Source organism: Solimonas variicoloris DSM 15731, assembly GCF_000382285.1.
GTDB lineage: Bacteria > Pseudomonadota > Gammaproteobacteria > Nevskiales > Nevskiaceae > Solimonas > Solimonas variicoloris.
The window spans coordinates 11,910-32,015 of record NZ_KB907935.1 but is presented as its reverse complement, the minus strand read 5'-3'; the positions used below and the strand labels follow the sequence as shown (position 1 = coordinate 32,015).

Annotated in this window: 21 protein-coding genes; 2 read left to right on the top strand and 19 right to left on the bottom strand. The window is 68.6% G+C overall.

Translation table 11 applies throughout. The annotated features are described in order from the left end of the window. Positions 1 to 8: 8 nt before the first annotated feature. A complete protein-coding gene (locus H149_RS0112825; protein WP_020650164.1) occupies positions 9 to 806 on the bottom strand; it encodes a 3'-5' exonuclease in 798 nt (265 codons plus the stop codon). After that, a complete protein-coding gene (gene cysM / locus H149_RS0112820; RefSeq protein ID WP_020650163.1) occupies positions 803 to 1,693 on the bottom strand; it encodes a cysteine synthase CysM in 891 nt (296 codons plus the stop codon). The genes H149_RS0112825 and cysM overlap by 4 nt, the downstream gene beginning before the upstream one ends. A gap of 40 nt (positions 1,694 to 1,733) precedes the next feature. Here cysM and H149_RS0112815 point away from each other — a divergent pair, with 40 nt between their 5' ends. Further along, positions 1,734 to 4,007 carry a hybrid sensor histidine kinase/response regulator gene (locus H149_RS0112815; protein ID WP_020650162.1) on the top strand — a complete coding sequence of 758 codons (2,274 nt, stop codon included), beginning with the start codon at positions 1,734 to 1,736 and terminating at the stop codon, positions 4,005 to 4,007. 33 nt (positions 4,008 to 4,040) lie between these two features. Here H149_RS0112815 and acpS read toward each other — a convergent pair whose 3' ends face one another. The 13 genes from acpS to rpoE all read right to left on the bottom strand — a co-directional run bounded on the left by acpS (position 4,041) and on the right by rpoE (position 15,013). After that, positions 4,041 to 4,448 carry a holo-ACP synthase gene (gene acpS / locus H149_RS0112810; RefSeq protein ID WP_020650161.1) on the bottom strand — a complete coding sequence of 136 codons (408 nt, stop codon included), beginning with the start codon at positions 4,446 to 4,448 and terminating at the stop codon, positions 4,041 to 4,043. After that, positions 4,445 to 5,194, bottom strand: coding sequence for a pyridoxine 5'-phosphate synthase (gene pdxJ, locus H149_RS0112805; RefSeq protein WP_020650160.1), 750 nt, complete (start codon positions 5,192 to 5,194; stop codon positions 4,445 to 4,447). The genes acpS and pdxJ overlap by 4 nt, the downstream gene beginning before the upstream one ends. Positions 5,195 to 5,251: 57 nt before the next feature. After that, a complete protein-coding gene (recO, locus tag H149_RS20900; protein ID WP_020650159.1) occupies positions 5,252 to 5,986 on the bottom strand; it encodes a DNA repair protein RecO in 735 nt (244 codons plus the stop codon). Positions 5,987 to 6,073: 87 nt separating this feature from the next. Beyond that, complete coding sequence (era, locus tag H149_RS0112795; RefSeq protein ID WP_020650158.1) at positions 6,074 to 6,979, bottom strand: GTPase Era; 906 nt, start codon at positions 6,977 to 6,979, stop codon at positions 6,074 to 6,076. Between the two features lie 53 nt (positions 6,980 to 7,032). Then, positions 7,033 to 7,716: a ribonuclease III gene (gene rnc, locus H149_RS0112790; RefSeq protein WP_020650157.1), complete on the bottom strand. Its 684-nt coding sequence runs from the start codon at positions 7,714 to 7,716 to the stop codon at positions 7,033 to 7,035. After that, on the bottom strand, positions 7,713 to 8,093 hold the full coding sequence (locus H149_RS0112785; protein ID WP_020650156.1) for a DUF4845 domain-containing protein: 381 nt from the start codon (positions 8,091 to 8,093) through the stop codon (positions 7,713 to 7,715). Before H149_RS0112785 ends, rnc begins: the two co-directional genes overlap by 4 nt. 29 nt (positions 8,094 to 8,122) lie before the next feature. After that, positions 8,123 to 8,917 carry a signal peptidase I gene (lepB, locus tag H149_RS0112780; protein WP_020650155.1) on the bottom strand — a complete coding sequence of 265 codons (795 nt, stop codon included), beginning with the start codon at positions 8,915 to 8,917 and terminating at the stop codon, positions 8,123 to 8,125. A gap of 34 nt (positions 8,918 to 8,951) precedes the next feature. Next, complete coding sequence (gene lepA / locus H149_RS0112775; protein WP_020650154.1) at positions 8,952 to 10,754, bottom strand: translation elongation factor 4; 1,803 nt, start codon at positions 10,752 to 10,754, stop codon at positions 8,952 to 8,954. 111 nt (positions 10,755 to 10,865) lie between these two features. After that, positions 10,866 to 11,141, bottom strand: a complete 276-nt coding sequence (locus H149_RS20895; protein WP_051101862.1) for a glutaredoxin family protein — start codon at positions 11,139 to 11,141, stop codon at positions 10,866 to 10,868. Continuing rightward, complete coding sequence (locus tag H149_RS0112765) at positions 11,141 to 12,616, bottom strand: Do family serine endopeptidase (RefSeq protein ID WP_020650152.1); 1,476 nt, start codon at positions 12,614 to 12,616, stop codon at positions 11,141 to 11,143. The genes H149_RS20895 and H149_RS0112765 overlap by 1 nt, the downstream gene beginning before the upstream one ends. 97 nt (positions 12,617 to 12,713) lie before the next feature. Beyond that, complete coding sequence (locus H149_RS0112760) at positions 12,714 to 13,739, bottom strand: MucB/RseB C-terminal domain-containing protein (protein ID WP_020650151.1); 1,026 nt, start codon at positions 13,737 to 13,739, stop codon at positions 12,714 to 12,716. Next, a complete protein-coding gene (locus H149_RS22250) occupies positions 13,739 to 14,332 on the bottom strand; it encodes a sigma-E factor negative regulatory protein (protein ID WP_020650150.1) in 594 nt (197 codons plus the stop codon). Before H149_RS22250 ends, H149_RS0112760 begins: the two co-directional genes overlap by 1 nt. 108 nt (positions 14,333 to 14,440) lie before the next feature. Further along, positions 14,441 to 15,013, bottom strand: a complete 573-nt coding sequence (gene rpoE / locus H149_RS0112750; RefSeq protein ID WP_020650149.1) for an RNA polymerase sigma factor RpoE — start codon at positions 15,011 to 15,013, stop codon at positions 14,441 to 14,443. A gap of 168 nt (positions 15,014 to 15,181) precedes the next feature. On the opposite strand from rpoE, the gene nadB reads away from it, so the two are divergent. Next, on the top strand, positions 15,182 to 16,786 hold the full coding sequence (gene nadB, locus H149_RS0112745) for an L-aspartate oxidase (protein ID WP_020650148.1): 1,605 nt from the start codon (positions 15,182 to 15,184) through the stop codon (positions 16,784 to 16,786). A 4-nt stretch (positions 16,787 to 16,790) separates the two neighbouring features. On the opposite strand, the gene H149_RS20885 is transcribed toward nadB, so the two are convergent. From H149_RS20885 to sdhA, 4 genes are all read right to left on the bottom strand, one after another. After that, the gene (locus tag H149_RS20885) at positions 16,791 to 17,231 is read right to left on the bottom strand and encodes a protein YgfX (protein ID WP_154654793.1); all 441 of its coding nucleotides are present in this window, start codon (positions 17,229 to 17,231) and stop codon (positions 16,791 to 16,793) included. Then, positions 17,194 to 17,433 carry an FAD assembly factor SdhE gene (locus H149_RS0112735; RefSeq protein WP_020650146.1) on the bottom strand — a complete coding sequence of 80 codons (240 nt, stop codon included), beginning with the start codon at positions 17,431 to 17,433 and terminating at the stop codon, positions 17,194 to 17,196. Before H149_RS0112735 ends, H149_RS20885 begins: the two co-directional genes overlap by 38 nt. A gap of 61 nt (positions 17,434 to 17,494) precedes the next feature. Next, entirely contained in the window at positions 17,495 to 18,280 is a 786-nt protein-coding gene (locus H149_RS0112730) for a succinate dehydrogenase iron-sulfur subunit (protein ID WP_020650145.1), read from the bottom strand. A 24-nt stretch (positions 18,281 to 18,304) separates the two neighbouring features. Next, positions 18,305 to 20,098, bottom strand: coding sequence for a succinate dehydrogenase flavoprotein subunit (gene sdhA, locus H149_RS0112725; RefSeq protein WP_020650144.1), 1,794 nt, complete (start codon positions 20,096 to 20,098; stop codon positions 18,305 to 18,307). Positions 20,099 to 20,106 lie beyond the last annotated feature (8 nt).

Sequence of the window (20,106 nt, the reverse complement as noted above, 5' to 3'; positions counted from 1 at the left end):
GGGAAGGATCAGGCGCCGAGCCAGCCGTCGGAGAATTCGGACCAGTGCGCGGCGTCGCTGGCCTCGAGGAACTCGCGCACGCGCGCTTCCTCGCGCGCGTGCTGCTCGTGGGTCAGGCGCCCGCGCATCAGCTCGAAGCGCAGATAAACCAGCCAGGTATTGAGCACGTCGGTCTCGCAGTAGGCACGAATGCCGGCCAGATCGCCGGCGCGGTAGGCGTCGAAAACCTTGGAGCCGTCCATGCCGAGCTTGCCGGGGAAGCCGAGCAGCAGGGCGATCTCGTTGAGCGGCGCGTTCTGGCGGCCGGTGTAGAGCGCCAGCACGTCCATCAGATCGGTATGGCGGAACTGGTAGCGGCCGAGGTAGTTGTCCCACTTCGCCTCGCGGTCGAAGTGCCCGGTGTCCCAATAGCGCGGCGCCGTGCAGCCGTGCACCAGCGCGCGGTAGTGCAGCACCGGCAGATCGAAGCCGCCACCGTTCCACGAGACGAGGATCGGCCGGTACTTTTCGACGCCGTCGAAGAAGCGCTGGATCAGCTCGCCCTCCTCGGCACTCTCGTCGCCGATCGACCAGCACTTGAAGCCGTCCTGATGGCGCAGCGCGACCGAGATCGCGACCACGCGCTGCAGGTGTCCCGGCATGAAGTCGCTGCCCTTCTCGGCGCGGCGCAGGCTCTGCATCGCCGCCCAGACCTCGGCGTCGCCCATGCCGTCGAGGCCGAAGATGCGGCGGCCGCCGTCGAGATCCGGGATGGTCTCGATATCGAAGACCAGTACCGGTTCGGCGAATGGCGGGCGCCCGCTCACGACGGGAAGACGCCGGTCGAGATGTAGCGGTCGCCGCGGTCGCAGACGATGCTGACGATCGTCGCGTTCTCGACTTCGCGGCACAGCTGCAGCGCCGCCCACAGCGCGCCGCCGGACGACGGCCCGCAGAACAGGCCCTCGCGGGTGCCGGCCAGGCGCATGGTGTCCTCGGCGTCCTGCGCCGAGACCTCGATGACGCGATCGACCCGCGAGCGGTCGAAGATCGCCGGCAGATAGGCTTCCGGCCACTTGCGGATGCCGGGAATCGACGATTCGCCGTCCGGCTGCACGCCGATCACCTGCACGCCGGGGTTCTGCTCCTTGAGGTAGCGCGAGCAGCCCATGATCGTGCCGGTCGTGCCCATGCTCGACACGAAGTGGGTGATGCGGCCCTGCGTCGCCTTCCAGATCTCCGGCGCGGTGCCCTCGTAGTGGGCGCGCGGGTTGTCCGGATTGGCGAACTGGTCGAGAACCTTGCCGCGCCCTTCGGCCTGCATCTTCAGCGCGAGGTCGCGCGCGCCCTCCATGCCCTCGGCCTTGCTGACCAGGATCAGCTCGGCGCCGAACGCCTTCATCACCGCGCGGCGCTCGACCGACAGGTGCTCGGGCATGATCAGCACCATCTTGTAGCCCTTGACGGTCGCCGCCATCGCCAGGGCGATGCCGGTATTGCCGCTGGTCGCCTCGATCAGCACGTCGCCCGGACGGATCTCGCCGCGCTCCTCGGCGCGCCGGATCATCGAATAGGCGGGCCGGTCCTTGACCGAGCCGGCCGGATTGTTGCCCTCCAGCTTGACGAGCAGGGTGTTGTTGCCGACGCCGGGCAGGCGCTTGAGCTGGGCAAGCGGCGTATTGCCGATAAAATCGGCCAGGGTTGCATAGGTCATGTGCCGAATTTTACGCGAGTTGCACGAGGGGGCCTAAAGCTTGCGCGAAGCCGAGCGTGGTTACAGCCGTCGTCTGCTGCCGGGTGCCTGGGCGTTCCTGGCGCTGGTCGGCATCGCCTTCACCGTGGCGCTGACGACCTGGAGCGGCCCGATGCAGATCCCGCCGCTGCTGCGCACGATGCTGGCGCTGAGCGTCGCCGTCGCCGGCCTGGCGCTGGCGCTGGCCTTCGTGCGCACCGCGCGGCGCGCGTTCGGCGCGATCGGCCTGACGCTGCGCGCCCTGGCCAGCGGCCGCCTCGAAGTGCGCGCGCCGGACGACCTGCCCGGCTTGGCCCAGGATCTGGCCCGCGACCTCAACCGCGTCGCCCAGCAGTACGCCGAGCTGCGCGCCGGCTTCGACGCGCGCGTCGCCGAACAGACGCTGCGCTTCAAGCGCGAGCGCGACGAGTACGCCGAGCAGAACCAGAAACTGCGCGGCGCCGCGGCGCGCGAGCAGGACGAAGCGCGCGCCCAGAGCGAGCGCCTGGCCAGCATGTCGCACGAGCTGCGCACGCCGCTGACCGGCATTCTCGGCTACGCCGATCTGCTGCGCCGCACGCCGCTCGACCACGAACAGCGCGAGCACCTCGACACGCTCGACAAGTCGGCGCGCGCGCTGCTGTCGATGATCAACGACCTGCTCGACTGGAGCCGCATCGAAGCCGGCCGCCTCAAGCTCGACGAACTGCGCTTCGACCTCTACGAGGTGGTCGAGAGCACCATCGCCCTGCTCGCGCCGCTGGCCTACGAGAAGGAGCTGGAGCTGGTCCGCATCATCTACCACGACGTGCCGCGCGAGCTGCGCGGCGACAGCCAGCGCCTGCGCCAGATCCTCACCAACCTGCTGTCGAACGCCATCAAGTTCACGCCGCGCGGCGCCGTGGTGCTGCGCGTGATGGGCGAACGCGAGGAAACCGGCCGCACCTGGCTGCGCTTCGCGGTCTCCGACACCGGCATCGGCATCGCGCCAGACGCGCGCGCGCGCCTGTTCCAGCCGTTCCGCCAGATCGGCGGCACGCAGGTCGGCAGCAGCGGCCTCGGCCTGTCGATCTCGCGCAAGCTCGCCGAGCTGATGGGCGGCGAGATCAGCCTCGACAGCGAGGTCGGCAAAGGCTCGACCTTCAGCGTGCTGCTGCCGTTCAAGCTGATCGCCGCCGCCGAATCGGCGCCGCACGACGACGAACCGCTCGGCGAACACCGCGTCTGGCTCTACGAGCCGCACGCCGCGGCGCGCCTGGCCTGGCGGCACTGGTTCGAGTTCTGGGGCCTGTCGGTCGACGGCTTCGAATCGGCCGAGGCGCTGTCCGAGGCGCTGTTCAACACCGCGGTCGAACGCCGCCCGGCGCTGGTCGTGCTCGGCCTGATGCCGCGCGACGTCGAACAGCCGGCGATCGCCGAGCTGCTGCAGCGCAGCCGCGGCACGACCTCGACCGTGGTGCTCGTCAATTCGGTGTCGCCGCCGGTGCTCGAACAGATCCGCCAGGCCGGCGCAACGCTGTGCCATCCCAAGTCGGTGACGCGCAAGCGGCTCTACGAGGACATCGCCCGCCTGCTCAGCGACCACGACGGCAGCGCCCTGCCGCTCGCCGGCCGCCATGCGCTGATCGCCGATAACAACGCTGCCAACCGCCGCTACCTCGCCGCGCTGTGCGCGCATCTGGGCCTGAAGACCTCGGAGGCCGTCGACGGCCGCGACGCCTTCGAGCGCTGGCAGGACGAGCGCCCGGACATCGCGCTGATCGACGCGCACATGCCCAAGCTCGACGGTCCCGGCGCTGCACGCGCGATTCGCGAAGCCGAGGGCGGCGCAGCGACGCGCTGCCGCATCCTCGCGGTCAGCGCCCATCTCGATCCGGACGAGCGCCAGGCCTTCCTCGATGCCGGCGCCGACGCGGTATTGATCAAGCCGTTCGACGATTCGCAGCTGCTCGCCGCGCTGACGCCGAACTCGCAGCGGCCGCGCCACGCCGCCGCCAAGCTGACCCGGGATCCGGAATTGCTGGCCCTGCTCAAGGCGGAACTGCCGCTGCAGTTCGCCGAACTCGAGAAGGCCTTCTCGGCCGGCGAGCTCGAACGCGCCCGCGAGGCCGCGCACACCTTGCGCGGCACCGCGGCGTTCTATCACCTCGCCCAGCTGCGGCAGACCACGGCCGCGGTCGAGGAATGGCTGCGCCACGCCGACTCGCTGAAGAAAGGGCCGGCCGCGCGACGCGAACTGGACAGCGTGCGCGCCGCCGTCGACGACACGCTCGCGGCGATGCACCACTCGGCCTGAACGCCGCGGCGCGCGTCAGGCGCGTCAGGCGCGTCAGGCGCGTTCGAGGATCACGTAAGCGCAGACCAGGCCGCCGTCGTCGCTGAGCGAGACATGCGCGGCGCCGATGCCGAGCGCCTTGAGTCGCGCGCGCATCTTGCGGTCGTAGATCAGCACCGGCCGGCCGTTCGCCTCGCGGATCACGCCGACCTCGCGCCAGCCGATGCCGTCGAAGCCGGTGCCGAGCGCCTTGACGAAGGCTTCCTTGGCCGCCCAGCACATCGCCAGCGCGCGCGCGCGGTTGCTGCGCGCGCGCACCTCGCGCAGCTCGCGCGGCGCCAGCAGGCGCAGCAGCAGCTTGCTGCCGTGCTTGTCGAGCAACTTCTGCATGCGCTCGACGCGCAGCACGTCGACACCGATGCCGTACACCCCGGACACGAACGACGGCGCCGCCGCCTTCATGCGGCGCGCGCCTCGTGCATCGCGCGGCGCATCTCGGCGACGGCCGCCGGCAGCCCGAGCGTCAGCGCGCGCGCGACGATCGCGTGGCCGATGTTGAGTTCGACGATGTCGGGGATGCGCGCGATCGCGCCGACGTTGTCGACCGTCAGGCCGTGGCCGGCGTGCACTTCGAAACCGGCGCGCCGCGCCGTGCGCGCGAATGTGGCGATGCGCTGCAGCTCGGCCGTCTGCGCGCGGCCGCGCGTATCGGCGTAGCGCCCGGTATGGATTTCCAGATGCGGCGCGCCGCTGCGCCGCGCCGCCTTGAGCTGCAGCGGATCGGCATCGATGAACAGCGCGACCTGGATGCCGGCGCGCGCCAGCCGCGCACAGGCGTCGCGCACGGCGTCGAGCTGACCGGCGACATCGAGGCCGCCTTCGGTCGTCAGCTCGACGCGCTTTTCCGGCACCAGACAGACGCAGGCCGGCTTCCAGCGGCAGGCCAGGCGCAGCATGTCCTCGGTCACCGCCATTTCCAGATTGACGATGCGCGCGTCGTGCGCGACCAGCGCGGCGACGTCGCGGTCCTGGATGTGGCGACGATCCTCACGCAGGTGCAGGGTGATGCTGGCCGCACCGGCGGCGAGCGCGAGCTTGGCCGCCTCGACCGGATCGGGATAGGCGGTGCCGCGTGCCTGGCGGATCGTGGCGACGTGGTCGACGTTGACGCCGAGGCGGATGGCGGGAGGCGCGCGGCGCGAGGACATGGCGGGTCGGATCCGAAGGCGTGAGGCGGAAATCGGGACGGCCATTCTAGGGCCAGTTCACACCGCCGGGGATCGCGGCGGTGGGCCGCCCGGCTCGCGAACGCCGCGCATCTCGCGCAGCAGCTGCGCGGTCTGCAAGGGCCGCGGGCCGAGATGCACGGCGAGCGCCGTGCGCAGCAGCCGCCGCGCGTCGCCGCGCGCCTGTGCCGTATCGAACTGCTCATCGCGCAGCGCGATCAGGCTGGCGCCCGCGTAAGCGCTGGCGTCGGTATCGGCCGCCGGCCGCGGCCCCATGTCCGGGTCGTAGTGATAGCGGCGGGCGGCGTCCAGATCGTCGGGCAGCAGCAGGCCGTAGCCGATCTCGGCGAGCAGGGTCTTCTCGAACAGACGCAGCGCGTCCTGGGCATGGCCGGCCTCGCCGGGCAGCTGCTGCACGGTCAGCACATACGCATCGAACAGCAGCGGATGAGCATCCTGGCGTTGCAGCAGACGCAGCAGCAGCTCGTTGAGATACCAGCCGTAGAACACGCGCTCGCCCTCGACGCCGAGCGGCGGGCCGGCGCTCTCGGCGCCGCTCAGGGTGGCCAGCTCGCCACCGGCATGCCAGCTCAGCAGCAGCGGCTCGAACGGCTGCAACAGGCCACGCAGCTTGGACTTCGCACCCCGCGCGCCGCGCGCGATCAGGCCGATGCGGCCGTGCTCGCGCGTGAAGGCTTCAAGCAGCAGGCTGCTGTCGCCATAGGGCCTGCGGTTGAGCAGATAGGCCGGTTCGAGCGAAGCGCGCGCGCGCATCAGGTCCTCAGGGTCGGTCGATTCGCGCCCGTTCGGCGCGTCGGCAGGCCATGCGGCACCGCAGCGCGGCGCATTGCCGGAGCGCCTCTATTCGCCGGTCAGACCGAACTGCTTGAGCGCCTTCAGATCGTCGCTCCAGTTCTCGCGCACGCGGCACCAGAGCTTGAGGAAAACCTTGCGCCCGAGCAGACGCTCCAGTTCGCGGCGGGCACTGGTGCCGACCTGCTTGAGCGTCTCGCCGTCCTCGCCGATGACGATCTTCTTCTGGCCTTCGCGCTCGACCCAGATCACCGCCTCGATGCGGTCGAGGCGGCCTTCGCGCTCGTATTGCTCGACGCCGACGGTCAGCGAGTACGGCAGTTCCTGATGCAGATTGCGCGTCAGCTTCTCGCGCACGATCTCGGACACCAGAAAGGCGTCGTCATAGCCGACGATCTGGTCCTCCGGATACAGCGGCGGACCGTCCGGCAGGCGCTGGAACAGCTCGCCGAGCAGCGCATCGACGTTGTTGCGCTTGAGCGCCGACAGCGGCACGACGAACGCGAAATCGCGCAGCGCCGAGAGCTTCTGCAGCTCCGGCAGCAGCGCCGCCTTGTCCTCGATGCGGTCGACCTTGTTGACGACCAGTCCGACCGGTGCCTCGACGCCATCGAGGCGCTTGAGCACCGCCTCGTCCTCGTCGGTCCAGCGCCCGGCCTCGACGACCAGCACGATCAGGTCGACGTCGTACAGGCTCGCCGCCGCCTGCTCGTTCATCACGCGATTGAGCTTGCGCGTCTCGCGGCGATGCAGGCCCGGCGTGTCGACGAACACGATCTGCCCGGCATCGCGGTTGACGACGCCCTGGATGCGATGCCGCGTCGTCTGCGGCTTGTGCGAGACGATGCTGACCTTGCGGCCGACGAGCGCATTGAGCAGGGAGGATTTCCCCACGTTGGGCCGCCCGACGATGGACACGATGCCGCTATGCAAGACCTGCTCCGTTGAATTCATGACGCCGGCCGGCAAGGCCGGCGCGATGGACGTGGCGCCGTCCCGCGGCGGCGCTACGCATGGGCGGATTGTAAGGCCTGCAGCAGCGCGCGCGCGGCGTCCTGCTCGGCGGCGCGGCGGCTGGAGCCGTGCGCGTCGGCGGCGGTCTCGGCGTCGGACAGGCTGGCCCGCACGTGAAAGCGGCGGCGATGCGGAGGTCCGCTTTCCTCGATCACCTCATAGCGCGGCAGCGGCCGGCCGCGGGCCTGCAGCCACTCCTGCAGCTGCGTCTTGGCGTCCTTGAGCGCGTCGGCGTCCGGCAGATCCGCGAGCAGCGCCGCGAACAGCCGCTCGCAGACGTCCCGCGCGGCCGCGAAACCGCCATCGAGATAGACGGCGCCGAGCATGGCCTCGAAGGCGTCGGCGAGGATGGAGTCGCGGCGAAAGCCGCCGGACTTCAGCTCGCTCTCGCCGAGCGTCAAGGCCTCGCTGAGCTCCAGGCCGCGCGCCAGCAGGGCCAGCGTTTCCTCGCGCACGAGGCTGGCGCGCAGACGCGACAGTGCGCCCTCCTCGGCCTTGGCCTTGGCGCGGAACAGCACGTCGGCGACGACGAAGTTCACCAGCGCGTCGCCGAGGAACTCGAGGCGTTCGTTGTTGAGATGACCGACGCTGCGATGCGTCAGCGCCTGCGACAGCAGCGACGCATCGTTGAAGTGGTAGCCGAGCCGCTGCTCGAGCTTCTGGACCGCTTTCGTCAAGACTGTACGTTCGCCAGCGGCACGTCGGCCGCGAAGTGGATGACGATGTAGATGTTGTAGAACAGCCGCTCGCGCGCTTCGTAGTCGTAGCTGATGAAGCGGCCGCGCTCGGAGCGCTTGATCTTGACGTCGGACACCGCCAGGTACTGCACGTCGTCGATATCCCAGTACCTCTGCAGATCGCTGCGGATCGACGTCGGATCGGCGTTGGCGTTGTCCGGATCGGCGGCGATCTTGTTGATCGCCGAGGTGACCTTCATCTGATTCAGGTACATCGGCATGGTCTTGACGGCAACGATCGCCGCGAAAGCGATGATGCCCAGCACGAACAGCAGCCCGAACCAGCCCAGGCCCCGTTGACGGTGTAGCGAACGCATAGAACCCCTCCCGTTTGCGCGACGCAAGCTTACCGGACGCTGCCGCCGATGCGCGAGAAGTCGACGCGGGTGCGGTCGCTGTCCCACGACATCCAGATGAAGAAGGCCTTGCCGACCAGATTGCGCTCCGGCACCGTGCCCCAGCGACGGCTGTCGTCGGAACCGTCGCGGTTGTCGCCCATCGCGTAGTATTCGCCCGGCGGCACGATGAACTCGAAGTCATCGGCCGGACGCCCCGGATTGACGAGAATGTCGTGCTCGACCGGGCCCAGGTGCTCCTTCATGCGGTAGACGACGCCCGGCGGTGGCAGGCCCGGCGCCGTATAGGCGCCGTCCGGATCCAGCGTCGCCGGCTCGCCGTTCACGAACAGCTGCTTGTTGCGATAGACGATGTGGTCGCCCGGCAGGCCGATGATGCGCTTGATGAAATCCTTGGTCGGATCGACCGGCCAGCGGAACACGACGACGTCGCCGCGCTGCGGTTCGCCGAGCTCGACGAACTTGTGGTGGAAGACCGGATCGCGCAGGCCGTAAGTAAACTTGTTGACGAGGATGAAGTCGCCGACCAGCAGCGTCGGGATCATCGAGCCGGACGGAATACGGAACGGCTCGGCGACGAACGAGCGCAGCATCAGCACGGCGAAGATCACCGGGAAGAACGAGCGGCAGAAATCGACGAAGCTGCTCGGCTGATCGACCGCGTCGAGCGCCAGCTTGGCGCGCCGGCGTGGGCCGAGCCAGAGCTTGTCGAGCAGCCAGACGACGCCGGTCACCAGCGTCAGCACCGTCAGGATGACGGCGAAATCCCAATGTATCCCCTGCATGGCCTGTCTTCGAGTCCGTGTCTGTCGTGAGTGACTACTTTTTCTTTTCGACGCCCAGCACCGCAAGGAAGGCTTCCTGCGGAATTTCCACCGAGCCGACCTGCTTCATCCGCTTCTTGCCTTCCTTCTGCTTTTCGAGAAGCTTCTTCTTGCGCGAGGTGTCGCCACCGTAACACTTGGCGGTGACGTCCTTGCGCAGCGCCTTGACCGTCGAGCGGGCGATGATCTTGGCGCCGATCGCCGCCTGGATGGCGATGTCGAACATCTGGCGGTGGATGACTTCCTGCATGCGCTCGCACAGATCGCGGCCACGCGGATAGGCGCTGTCGCGATGCACGATCGAAGCCAGGGCATCGACCTTGTCGCCGTTGACCAGCACGTCGAGCTTGACCAGATCGGCCGCCTGGAAGCGCACGAACTCGTACTCGAACGAGGCATAGCCGCGCGACACGCTCTTCAGGCGGTCGAAGAAGTCGAGCACGACCTCGGCCATCGGCATCTCGACTTCCATCTGCACCTGGCTGCCGAGATAGCGCAGGTTCTTCTGCACGCCGCGCTTTTCCATGCACAGCTGCATGACCGAGCCGACGTAATCGGGCGGCATCAGGATGCGGGCGTTGATGATCGGTTCGCGCAGCTCATTGATGAAGCCGGGCTCCGGCAGCTCGGCCGGGTTGTCGACCCTGATGACCTCGCCGTCGTTCTTCTCGACCTCGTAGACCACCGACGGTGCGGTCGTGATCAGGTTGAGGTTGTACTCGCGCTCCAGGCGCTCCTGCACGATTTCCATGTGCAGCATGCCGAGGAAGCCGATGCGAAAGCCGAAGCCCAGCGCCGTCGAGTTCTCCGGCTCGAACTGCAGCGCCGAATCGTTGAGGCGCAGCTTCTGCAGCGATTCGCGGAAGTCCTCGAAATCGTCGGCGTCGACCGGGAACATGCCGGCGAACACGCGCGGCTGCACCTGCCGGTAGCCGGGCAGCGCCTCGGCGCAGGGGTTGCTGGCCAGCGTCAGCGTGTCGCCGACCGGCGCGCCGAAGATGTCCTTGATGCCAGCGACGATGAAGCCGACCTCGCCGCACTCGAGCTGGTCCTTGAACACGCGCTTGGGCGCGTGCACGCCCATCATCGTGATTTCGTAGTCCTTGCCGGTCGACATCACGCGGATCTTCTGGCCCTTCTTAACCGAGCCGTTGAAGATGCGCACCAGCGAGACGACGCCCAGATAGTTGTCGAACCACGAGTCGACGATCGAGGCCTGCAGCTTGCCTTCCGGATCGCCGTTCGGCGGCGGCAGCTTCTCGACGACGGCTTCGAGCACGTCCGGCACGCCGAGACCGGTCTTGGCCGAAATGCGCAGCGCGTCGGTCGCCGGAATGCCGATCACCTGTTCGATCTCGTCGCAGACGCGCTCGGGCTCGGCGTTCTGCAGGTCGATCTTGTTGAGCACCGGCAGCACCTCGAGGTTCTGCTCGAGCGCGGTGTAGCAGTTGGCGACCGATTGCGCCTCGACGCCCTGCGAGGCGTCGACGACCAGCAGCGCGCCTTCGCAGGCGGCCAGCGAGCGGCTGACCTCGTACGAGAAGTCGACGTGTCCCGGCGTGTCGATGAGGTTGAACTGATAGAGCTCGCCGTTCTTCGCGCGATAGTGCAGCTGCACCGCCTGCGCCTTGATCGTGATGCCGCGCTCGCGCTCGATCGGATTATTGTCGAGCACCTGGGCCTGCATCTCGCGCGCTTCGAGGCCACCCGTCAGCTGGATGAAGCGGTCGGCGAGCGTCGACTTGCCGTGGTCGATGTGCGCGATGATGCAGAAGTTGCGAATGTGATCCTGACGCACGGAAAGGTCGGAAGTGTGTTCTTTGAAAGCCGTGCCAGGAAGGCGGCGGCTGTTGCGGGGAGGTCAGCGGAAGATCGCGCAGTATAGCGTTTGCCGGCCGCGGGGGCCCGCTCAGCAGAGGCCGGGGCCGCGCCGCGCCCGCTCGAAGTCGGCCGGCTCGAACACGCCCTCGGCCAGCACCCGGCCGTCGGCGTCGAGCAGCACCGGAATGCGCTGGCCGTAGCGCATCCGCCACTCGCCGCGTGCGTCGACGCAGGCGCGCTCGAGCGGCGGCAGTGCCGCCCCCAGATGCGCCTGCAGCGCTTCCTCGAAAGCCTCGCAGAGATGGCAGTCGGGCCGCGACAGCAGCAGCCACGGCGCCGGTGCGCCGGCGCGCGCGTCCGGCATCACGGGCTTGGCGCCGTATCCGGCACGTCGAGTGTCAGGAACAGCGGCGCGCCGCGGCGCTGCACGAGTGCCTGGACGCTCGATCCCGGCGTCAGGCGACCGGCGACGACGCGAAGGCGGTCCGGCGTATCGATCTCCTGTCCCGAAATCTGCAGCAGCACGTCGCCGGCGCGAATGCCGGCGCGGGCCGCCGGGCCGTCGCCGACGCTGACGATCAGCACGCCGCCATTGACGACCTGCGCCTTGCTGCGCTCGTCGGCACTCATCGGCCGCACCACCAGTCCGAGCGGACCGGCCGGCACCGGCGCCGGCGCATCGGTCAGATCCAGCTGATCGCCGTCCGGCCCCAGAGTACCGACGTCGACCTTCACGGTCAGCGTCTTGCCGTCGCGGCGCAGCTTCAGGGTCGCGACCGTGCCCGGATCGGTGATGCCGACCATCGGCGGCAGCGCCGACGAACTGGGCAGTTCCTGGCCGTTGTAGCTGAGGATGATGTCGCCCTCGCGGATGCCCGAACGCGCCGCCGGACTCTCGGCGATGACGCGCGCGACCAGCGCTCCCTCGGGCTTGTCCATGCGCGCCTGCTGGGCGAGATCGCGATCGACCTCCTGGACCACGACGCCGAGCCAGCCACGCGTGACCTTGCCGCTGTCCTTGAGCTGACGCGCGACCTTGGCGGCGACGTCGATCGGGATCGAGAACGACAGGCCCTGGTAGCCGCCGGACTGCGAGTAGATCTGCGAGTTCATGCCGATCACCTCGCCCGCCATGTTGAACAGCGGGCCGCCGGAATTGCCCGGGTTGATCGCGACATCGGTCTGGATGAAGGGCACGTACTGCTCGGTGATCAGCGCCCGGCCCTTGGCCGAGACGATGCCGGCAGTGACCGAATAGTCGAAGCCGAACGGCGAGCCGATCGCCAGCGCCCACTGCCCGGGACGCAGCCGGGAGGCATCGCCGATCTTCACGGCCGGCAGATCCTCGGCGGGAATCTTCAGCAGCGCGACATCGGTCGCCTCGTCGCTGCCGACCACCTGCGCGGTGAACTGTCGGCGGTCGAGCAGACGCACGATCACTTCCTTGGCGTCGCGCACGACATGGAAATTGGTCAGTACGTAGCCGTCACTCCACAGCACGAACCCGGAGCCCAGCGACTGCGGACCCGGCGGCAGATCGGCATTGTCGTCCGGCGCCGGCGCTTCCTCCGGGTGCTCCTCGAGGAAGCGCTTGAACCACTCCGGCGCGTTCTTCAGCGCATCGGCGTCGCTGTCGGCGCGGGCATCGGCGCGGGCCTGCTCCTGCGGCACATCGGCCGGCACCGTGCTGATGTTGACGACCGACGGCGAGACGCGCTCGACGAGGTCGGCGAAATCGGGGTAGGCGCCGGCAGGTGGCTGCCCGGCGTCGCGCTGGCAAGCGGCGACGGCCATCACAGCCAGAGCGAGGGACAGCCGCAGGACGGCGGCGAGCTTCATGCATGGACTCCGGCGCACGGCGGGAGTCCCGCACGCAATAGGCTCGAATTTCAAAGGATTCGGCGCGGAATTTCAAACCGCGCCGGCGACGCGGCGCTCAGTGCGGCGCCGGCGTCGCGGCCGACGGCACGGCACCGTCCAGCGCCGGCACCGGCGCCGAGGGCGCCGGCTGCACGCTTTCGCCGATCAGGCGCACGGCTTCCGACGGCGCTTCGCCGACCACGGTGATGTGCACCTGGCCGACGACGCGGCCGTAGGCGTGCATGGCGCCGATCTGCGAGGCCCCCTGGAAGGCCTGCGCCGGCACCTTGCGGCGGGCGCTGAACACCGAAATCGCCGACAGGCCGTCGGACAGCAGCAGGTGCTCGACGACGCCCTGCCCATCGGCGGTCGGCCGCACGTCGCGCATCGTCACGCGATAACCCGGCGGCAGGTTCGCGAACTGCATGTCGGCGGTACTGTCGGCGGCATCGAACGGCCGCGGATCCTCGACCACGCGCGTGATCTTCTGGAACTGCTGCGGATCGAGCTCGGTCTGCAGCGCGCTGTCCGGGATCGTCTTCGGGAACTCGATCTCGGTGAACATCAGCTGTTCCATCACGCGGTTGTCGCGGCCGATCAGGTTGACCTTGACCGGCACCGCGGTGCCGGCGTCGGCCCAGATCTCGTAGCCATAGCGGAACTGGTCGCGCGGCGCGATGGTGATGCCGCGGCAGTTGCGGCCGGCGATGCGCGCCGTGCCGACATCCTGGAACTCGTAGTAGCGAGCGATCTGCGCGACGCGCTCCGGCGTCAGGCCGGGAAACAGGCCCTTGGGCGTCGGCAATTCGAGCGTGACCTTGCGGTCCTTCGGCAGCAGGCAGATCACCTGCTTGCCCTGCTTGAGAATCTCGCGCGGCGCGCCGGTCAGCGTCTGCACGCGTTCGACCTCGTCGCCGTTCTTGTAGCGATGCACCACGCGCATCGTCTCGAGACGGTTCTGCGTCTGATAGACGATCACGCCCTGGTAGTTGGCCGTGCGCGCGGCTTCGCTCATCTTGGCGAGCCAGTCCGACGGGTCGGCCGCGGCGGCGGCGAGGCTCCAGCCGGCGGCGGCGAGCCCCAGTACAGCGAGTGACCGCATCAGGGCGTCCCGCCGGCTGTCAGCGCCACCGGCTGCACGAAGGAATCATCCGCGGCGCGGGCCGCGAAGCGGGCATAGGAAAGGGCGCCGCCCACACCACGGTCGGCCAGCGTGTTGCTGTGCTCGATCATGTAATTGCGCAGGTCCTCGTCGACCACGGCGTTGTCGGTCGGAGCACCGTAGGCGACCGGCTGCAGTCCGGAAGCCGGTACCGCCGCGGCGATGTCGTTGGCGGCCGGCGCGCCGGCCGTCTGCACGGCGCCGAAGTTGAGGCCCAGGGTGACGGCGACGGCGGCGACCGAGGCGGCGGCCGCGAGCCCGGCGGCCGGGCGCCAGGCCAGACGCGGGCGGCGCCGCGCCAGTTCGACGACTTTGCCGTGCCCGGCGTCAGGCGCCTCGTCGAGGCGCGCCATGACGGCGGCGCAGATATCGACCCGGCGGATCGGCACGCCGGCGCGCGCCTGACGCGCGACCTGCTGCCGGCTCCACAGCGCCTTCAGCTCGGGCGAGCGGTCGAGCGCGTCGAGCAGCGCATCCAATTCCTGGTCGGAACACTCACCATCGAGCAACGCGGACAGCGATTCTTGCGACATTCCGATGCACCTGGCCCTGAAGACCTGGACGGGCTGAATATACCCTTAACCTCAAATTCCCGGGAAAGTTCCCCGGCGGAAGACAGACGGTATGTCCGGCTCCCGAAATCAGTCGAGCAAAGGCTTTAACACCGCGTCGATCGCCTCGCGGGCGCGGAAGATCCGCGAACGCACGGTACCGATCGGGCAGTCCATGATCTCGGCGATCTCCTCGTACGACAGACCCTCGAGCTCGCGCAGCGTGATCGCCTTGCGCAGGTCCGGCGGCAGCTTGGCGATCGTCGCCGCCACCGCGTTGCGGATCTCATCGGTCAGCAACGCGGCTTCCGGCGTCTCGACATCGCTTAGATGTTCGGTATGGCCGTACAGTTCCGCGTCGGCGATGTCGATGTCCTGGTCGGCCGGCCGGCGGCCGCGCGCGACGATGTAGTTCTTCGCCGTGTTGATGCCGATGCGGTACAGCCAGGTGTAGAACGCCGACTGGCCGCGGAAACCGTTGAGCGCCCGGTAGGCGCGGATGAAGGTTTCCTGAGCGACGTCCGGCGCGTCCGCCTCGCCGACCAGGCGGCTGACCAGCTGCACGATCTTGTGCTGGTACTTGCGCACGAGCAGCTCGAACGCCCGCGCATCGCCCGCCTGGGCGCGCACCACCAGCTGTTCGTCCGTACTGGTCTCGCTCATGCTCTCCGCGGTCTCGCACCCAGCGAAACCGGCTACACTCCCGCGTCACGTCAGAATAACGATTCGAGCCACGCCGCCGCACGGCCTTTGCGGCCGCAGCGCCCGGCTTTCGGACCGGATGGCGCAAAAAAGTCCGTCATTGTACCCCTCTCCTCCCCCGAACGGTCCATGAACAAAGCAGAAGTCCTGGTGATCGGCAGCGGCGCGGCCGGCCTGAGCTGTGCCCTGCGCCTCGCCAAGGCCGGCCACCGCGTGGTCGTCGTTTCCAAGACCAGCCTGCAGTCCGGCAGCACGCTCTGGGCGCAGGGCGGCATCTCGGCGGTGCTCGACGCCGAGGATTCGACCGAGAACCATGTCCGCGACACGCTGGTCGCCGGCGCCGGGCTCTGCAAGGAAGACGCGGTGCGCTTCACGGTCGAAGGCGGCCCCGGCGGCATCGCCTGGCTGCTCGAACAGGGCGTCGCCTTCACCGAGGAAGACGGTGAGGAGCGCGGCAAGCGCCTGCACCTGACGCGCGAGGGCGGCCACAGCCATCGCCGCGTCGTGCACGCCGCCGATGCCACCGGGCGCGCCGTCGAGACCACGCTGGCCACCGTCGCCGCCGCCCATCCCAACATCCGCATCCGTGAGTTCTGCAGCGCGGTCGACCTGATCGTCGACCGGACCGCGCGGCGCGTGCTCGGCGCTTATCTCTACGACATCCCCAACGGCCGCGTGATCGCCGTCGGCGCCAAGGCCGTGGTGCTGGCGACCGGCGGCGCCAACCAGGTCTATCTCTATTCGAGCAATCCGCACGGCGCGTCCGGCGACGGCATCGCCATGGCGTGGCGCGCCGGCTGCCGCATCGCGAACATGGAATTCATGCAATTCCATCCGACCACGCTGTTCCATCGCGACGCGCGCAACTTCCTGATCTCCGAGGCGCTGCGCGGCGAAGGCGCGGTGCTGCGCCTGGTCAACCCGGACGGCTCGGCCGGCGAGCGTTTCATGCCGCGCTTCGATCCGCGCGCCGAACTGGCGCCGCGCGACATCGTCGCGCGCGCGATCGACCACGAGATGAAGCGGCTCGGCCTGCGCCACGTCTTCCTCGACATCACGCACAAGCCGGCGAGCTTCATCCTGCACCACTTCCCGAGCATCCACGCGCATTGCCTGTCGCTCGGCATCGACATCTGCAAGCAGCCGATCCCGGTCGTGCCGTCGGCGCATTTCACCTGCGGCGGCGTGCTGACCGATCTGGCGGCGCGCACCGACATTGACGGTCTCTACGCGGTCGGCGAAGTCGCCTGCACCGGCCTGCACGGCGCCAACCGTCTGGCCTCGAACTCGCTGCTCGAATGCCTGGTGTTCGGCAAGGCGGCCGCCGACGACCTGATCGCGACGCTGCCGCAGCGCGAGATGCCGCAGAACCTGCGGCCCTGGGACGAAAGCCGCGTCACCGACTCCGACGAGGATGTCGTCGTCAGCCACAACTGGCTGGAGTTGCGCACCTTCATGTGGGACTACGTCGGCATCGTGCGCACGACCAAGCGCCTGCAGCGCGCGCAGCACCGCGTCGAGATGCTGACGCGAGAGATCCAGGAGTATTACGGCAACTACCGTGTCAGCGCCGACCTGATCGAGCTGCGCAACCTGGTCACCTGCGCCGACCTGATCGTGCGCTCGGCGCTCGCGCGCAAGGAGTCGCGCGGCCTGCACTACACGCTGGACTACCCGCAGACGCTCGACGCGGCCAAGCCGACGATCCTGCCGGGCCGCGGCACCGGCGCCTGAGGCCTCAGGCGCCGACCTTCAGCCGCGCGCGAAGGCGGCGCAGCGGCTCGGCCTCGGTCTCGCCGCCGGCGATGACCCGGGCGCAGCGCCGCCCCTGCGGATCGCGGAAGTTCAGCACCATCAGCCAGGGATGCACGAGGCTGTCCGGCTGAAGTTCGGCGCGCATCTCGCGCTCGCCGCGGAACAGGCTCCAACCGCCGTCGGCGTGCCAGACCAGGCGCGTGATCGCGCGCGGGCCGAAACCGAGCGCCGGATGATGGCGCAGCCAGAACCAGGAGACGCCGAAGGCGGCGACCAGCACCACCAGCGGCCAGCCTGGCCGCATCGCCAGCGGCAGCAACCCCAGCGCGGCAACGTGCACCGCGAAGATCACGCGCAGCGCCCCGAGCGAGGGGCGCAGGCGCAGGTCAACGGTAGACGCGAAGCTGTTCGATGATGCCGACATATTCGGGCGGCGGCTCTTCGTAGCCCATCGCCCAGGCCCAGATATCCGGGTCCTCGGCGAGCGTGACCAGGCGCAGGAAAGCGGCCTTCTCGTCGGCCGGGGCCTCGGGCCAGCGGTGCGCGTAATAGCGCTCCATCAGCACGTCGAGTTCCTTCATGCCACGGCGCAGCAGCCAGCGCAGGCGGCCTTCGTTCGCGCTCATGCCGCGCCCCCGCAAACGACAAGGGCGGCAAAGCCGCCCCTGTACATGACGCCGACTGCGATCAAACCTTGCGCTCCACGAGCATCTTCTTGGTCTCGGCGATCGCCTTCGCGGGGTTGAGTCCCTTCGGGCAGGTCTTCGAGCAGTTCATGATCGTGTGGCAGCGGTAGAGCTTGAACGGATCCTCGAGCGCGTCGAGGCGCTCGCCGGTCGCCTCGTCGCGCGAGTCGACGAGCCAGCGGTAGGCCTGCAGCAGGATCGCCGGACCGAGGTAGCGGTCGCCGTTCCACCAGTAGCTCGGGCACGAGGTCGAGCAGCAGGCGCACAGGATGCACTCATATAGGCCGTCGAGCTTGGCGCGGTCCTCTTCCGACTGCAGGCGCTCGCGCGTCGGCGCCGGCGTGTCGGTCTTCAGCCACGGCTCGATCGAGGCGAGCTGGGCGTAGAAGTGCGTGAGGTCCGGCACCAGATCCTTGACCACCGGCATGTGCGGCAGCGGATAGATCTTGGCGTCGCCCTTGATGTCCTCGCACGGCTTGATGCAAGCCAGCGTGTTGGTGCCGTCGATGTTCATCGCGCACGAACCGCAGATGCCTTCACGGCACGAGCGGCGGAACGTCAGGGTCGCGTCGACCTCGTTCTTGATCTTGATCAGCGCGTCGAGAACCATCGGACCGCAGCTGCCCATGTCGACTTCATAGGTGTCGACGCGCGGGTTCGCGTTGGTTTCCGGATCGTAACGGTAGATCTTGAAGGTCTTGACCTTCTTGGCACCGGCCGGCGCCTTGAAGGTCTTGCCGGCGGACTTGTCGATCTTCGAGTTCTGCGGGAGCGAAAACTGAGCCATGGCTGGTTCTTCCTGGCTAAAGGATCAGTACTTGCGGGCAACGGGCGGAATGTGTTCCACCTCGTTGTCCAGCGGTTGCAGGTGAACCGGACGGAAGTCGATGTTCACCTCGGTGTCGCCGGTGCGCCAGGCGAGCGTGTGCTTCATCCACTCCTGGTCGTTGCGATCCTTGATGTCGTCGCGGGCGTGGGCGCCGCGCGATTCCTGGCGGTTCTCGGCGCCGACGATCGTCAGCAGCGCCTGGCCGAGCAGGTTGTCGAGCTCCAGGGTTTCGACCAGGTCCGAGTTCCAGACCATGCCGCGGTCGGACACCCGGACGTCGTTACGGTAGTTGTTGATGACTTCCTTGAGCTTGACGATGCCTTCCTGCATCGTCGGGCCGTCACGGAACACGGCGCAGTGCTTCTGCATCGTCTTCTGCATGTCGAGGCGGATCTTCGCCGTCGGCGTGCCGCCCTTGGCGTTGCGGAAGCCGTCGAGACGCGCGAGCGCGCGCTCTTCCGAGGCGCCCGAGATCTTCTTGTGCGGGGTATCCGGCTTGACCAGCTCGGCGGCGCGGATCGCCGCGGCGCGGCCGAACACGACGAGGTCGAGCAGCGAGTTCGAGCCGAGACGGTTGGCGCCGTGCACCGACACGCAGGCCGCTTCGCCGACCGCCATCAGGCCCGGCACGACGCTGTCCGGATTGCCGTCGCGCTTGGTGACGACTTCGCCGGTCCACAGCGTCGGGATGCCGCCCATGTTGTAGTGCACGGTCGGCACCACCGGGATCGGCTCCTTGGTGACGTCGACGCCGGCGAAGATCTTCGCCGACTCGGAGATGCCCGGCAGGCGCTGGTGCAGCACTTCCGGACCGAGGTGCTCGAGGTGCAGATGGATGTGGTCGGCTTCCTCGCCGACACCGCGGCCTTCGCGGATTTCGGTCGCCATCGCGCGCGACACCATGTCACGCGGCGCGAGATCCTTGACGCTCGGCGCATAGCGTTCCATGAAGCGCTCGCCGCTCTGGTTGGTGAGGTAGCCACCCTCGCCGCGCGCGCCTTCGGTGATCAGGCAGCCCGAGCCGTAGATGCCGGTCGGGTGGAACTGCACGAACTCCAGATCCTGCAGCGGCAGGCCGGCACGCAGCACCATGCCGCCGCCGTCGCCCGTGCAGGTGTGCGCCGAAGTCGCCGAGAAGTAGGCGCGGCCATAGCCGCCGGTGGCGAGGATGACGAGGTGCGCGCGGAAGCGGTGCAGCTGGCCGGTCGCCATGTCCCAGGCGAGCACGCCCTTGATCGAACCGTCGTCGTCGGTCAGCAGATCGAGCGCGAAGTATTCAATGAAGAACTGCGCCTTGCACTTCAGCGACTGCTGGTAAAGCGTGTGCAGCATGGCATGGCCGGTGCGGTCGGCGGCGGCGCAGGTGCGCTGCGCCGGCGGTCCCTTGCCGAACTCGGTGGTCATGCCGCCGAACGGACGCTGGTAGATCTTGCCTTCCGGCGTACGCGAGAACGGCACGCCGTAGTGTTCGAGCTCGATGATCGCGGGGATCGCCTCGCGCGTCATGTACTGGATGGCGTCCTGGTCGCCGAGCCAGTCGGAGCCCTTGACGGTGTCGTAGAAGTGCCAGCGCCAGTCGTCGCGGCCCATGTTGCCGAGCGCGGCGGAAATACCGCCCTGCGCGGCGACGGTGTGCGAGCGCGTCGGGAACAGCTTGGTGATGTTGGCCGTCTTCAGGCCGGCCTCGGCCAGACCCAGCGTCGCGCGCAGACCGGCGCCGCCGGCACCGACGACGATCGCGTCGTATTCGTGATGGACGATTTCGTAAGCAGACATTGCGTGAT

Excerpts from the sequence above, each read along its gene's own strand:
- H149_RS0112765 (WP_020650152.1), bottom strand. The coding sequence starts at position 12,616 with ATGAAGCTCGCCGCCGTCCTGCGGCTGTCCCTCGCTCTGGCTGTGATG.
- pdxJ (WP_020650160.1), bottom strand. The coding sequence starts at position 5,194 with ATGTCCTCGCGCCGCGCGCCTCCCGCCATCCGCCTCGGCGTCAACGTC.
- sdhA (WP_020650144.1), bottom strand. The coding sequence starts at position 20,098 with ATGTCTGCTTACGAAATCGTCCATCACGAATACGACGCGATCGTCGTC.
- nadB (WP_020650148.1), top strand. The coding sequence starts at position 15,182 with ATGAACAAAGCAGAAGTCCTGGTGATCGGCAGCGGCGCGGCCGGCCTG.
- rpoE (WP_020650149.1), bottom strand. The coding sequence starts at position 15,013 with ATGAGCGAGACCAGTACGGACGAACAGCTGGTGGTGCGCGCCCAGGCG.
- H149_RS0112730 (WP_020650145.1), bottom strand. The coding sequence starts at position 18,280 with ATGGCTCAGTTTTCGCTCCCGCAGAACTCGAAGATCGACAAGTCCGCC.
- era (WP_020650158.1), bottom strand. The coding sequence starts at position 6,979 with ATGAATTCAACGGAGCAGGTCTTGCATAGCGGCATCGTGTCCATCGTC.
- cysM (WP_020650163.1), bottom strand. The coding sequence starts at position 1,693 with ATGACCTATGCAACCCTGGCCGATTTTATCGGCAATACGCCGCTTGCC.
- H149_RS22250 (WP_020650150.1), bottom strand. The coding sequence starts at position 14,332 with ATGTCGCAAGAATCGCTGTCCGCGTTGCTCGATGGTGAGTGTTCCGAC.
- lepB (WP_020650155.1), bottom strand. The coding sequence starts at position 8,917 with ATGCAGGGGATACATTGGGATTTCGCCGTCATCCTGACGGTGCTGACG.
- H149_RS0112785 (WP_020650156.1), bottom strand. The coding sequence starts at position 8,093 with ATGCGTTCGCTACACCGTCAACGGGGCCTGGGCTGGTTCGGGCTGCTG.
- H149_RS20895 (WP_051101862.1), bottom strand. The coding sequence starts at position 11,141 with ATGCCGGACGCGCGCGCCGGCGCACCGGCGCCGTGGCTGCTGCTGTCG.
- H149_RS20885 (WP_154654793.1), bottom strand. The coding sequence starts at position 17,231 with ATGTCGGCATCATCGAACAGCTTCGCGTCTACCGTTGACCTGCGCCTG.
- H149_RS0112760 (WP_020650151.1), bottom strand. The coding sequence starts at position 13,739 with ATGCGGTCACTCGCTGTACTGGGGCTCGCCGCCGCCGGCTGGAGCCTC.
- acpS (WP_020650161.1), bottom strand. The coding sequence starts at position 4,448 with ATGAAGGCGGCGGCGCCGTCGTTCGTGTCCGGGGTGTACGGCATCGGT.
- recO (WP_020650159.1), bottom strand. The coding sequence starts at position 5,986 with ATGCGCGCGCGCGCTTCGCTCGAACCGGCCTATCTGCTCAACCGCAGG.
- H149_RS0112735 (WP_020650146.1), bottom strand. The coding sequence starts at position 17,433 with ATGAGCGCGAACGAAGGCCGCCTGCGCTGGCTGCTGCGCCGTGGCATG.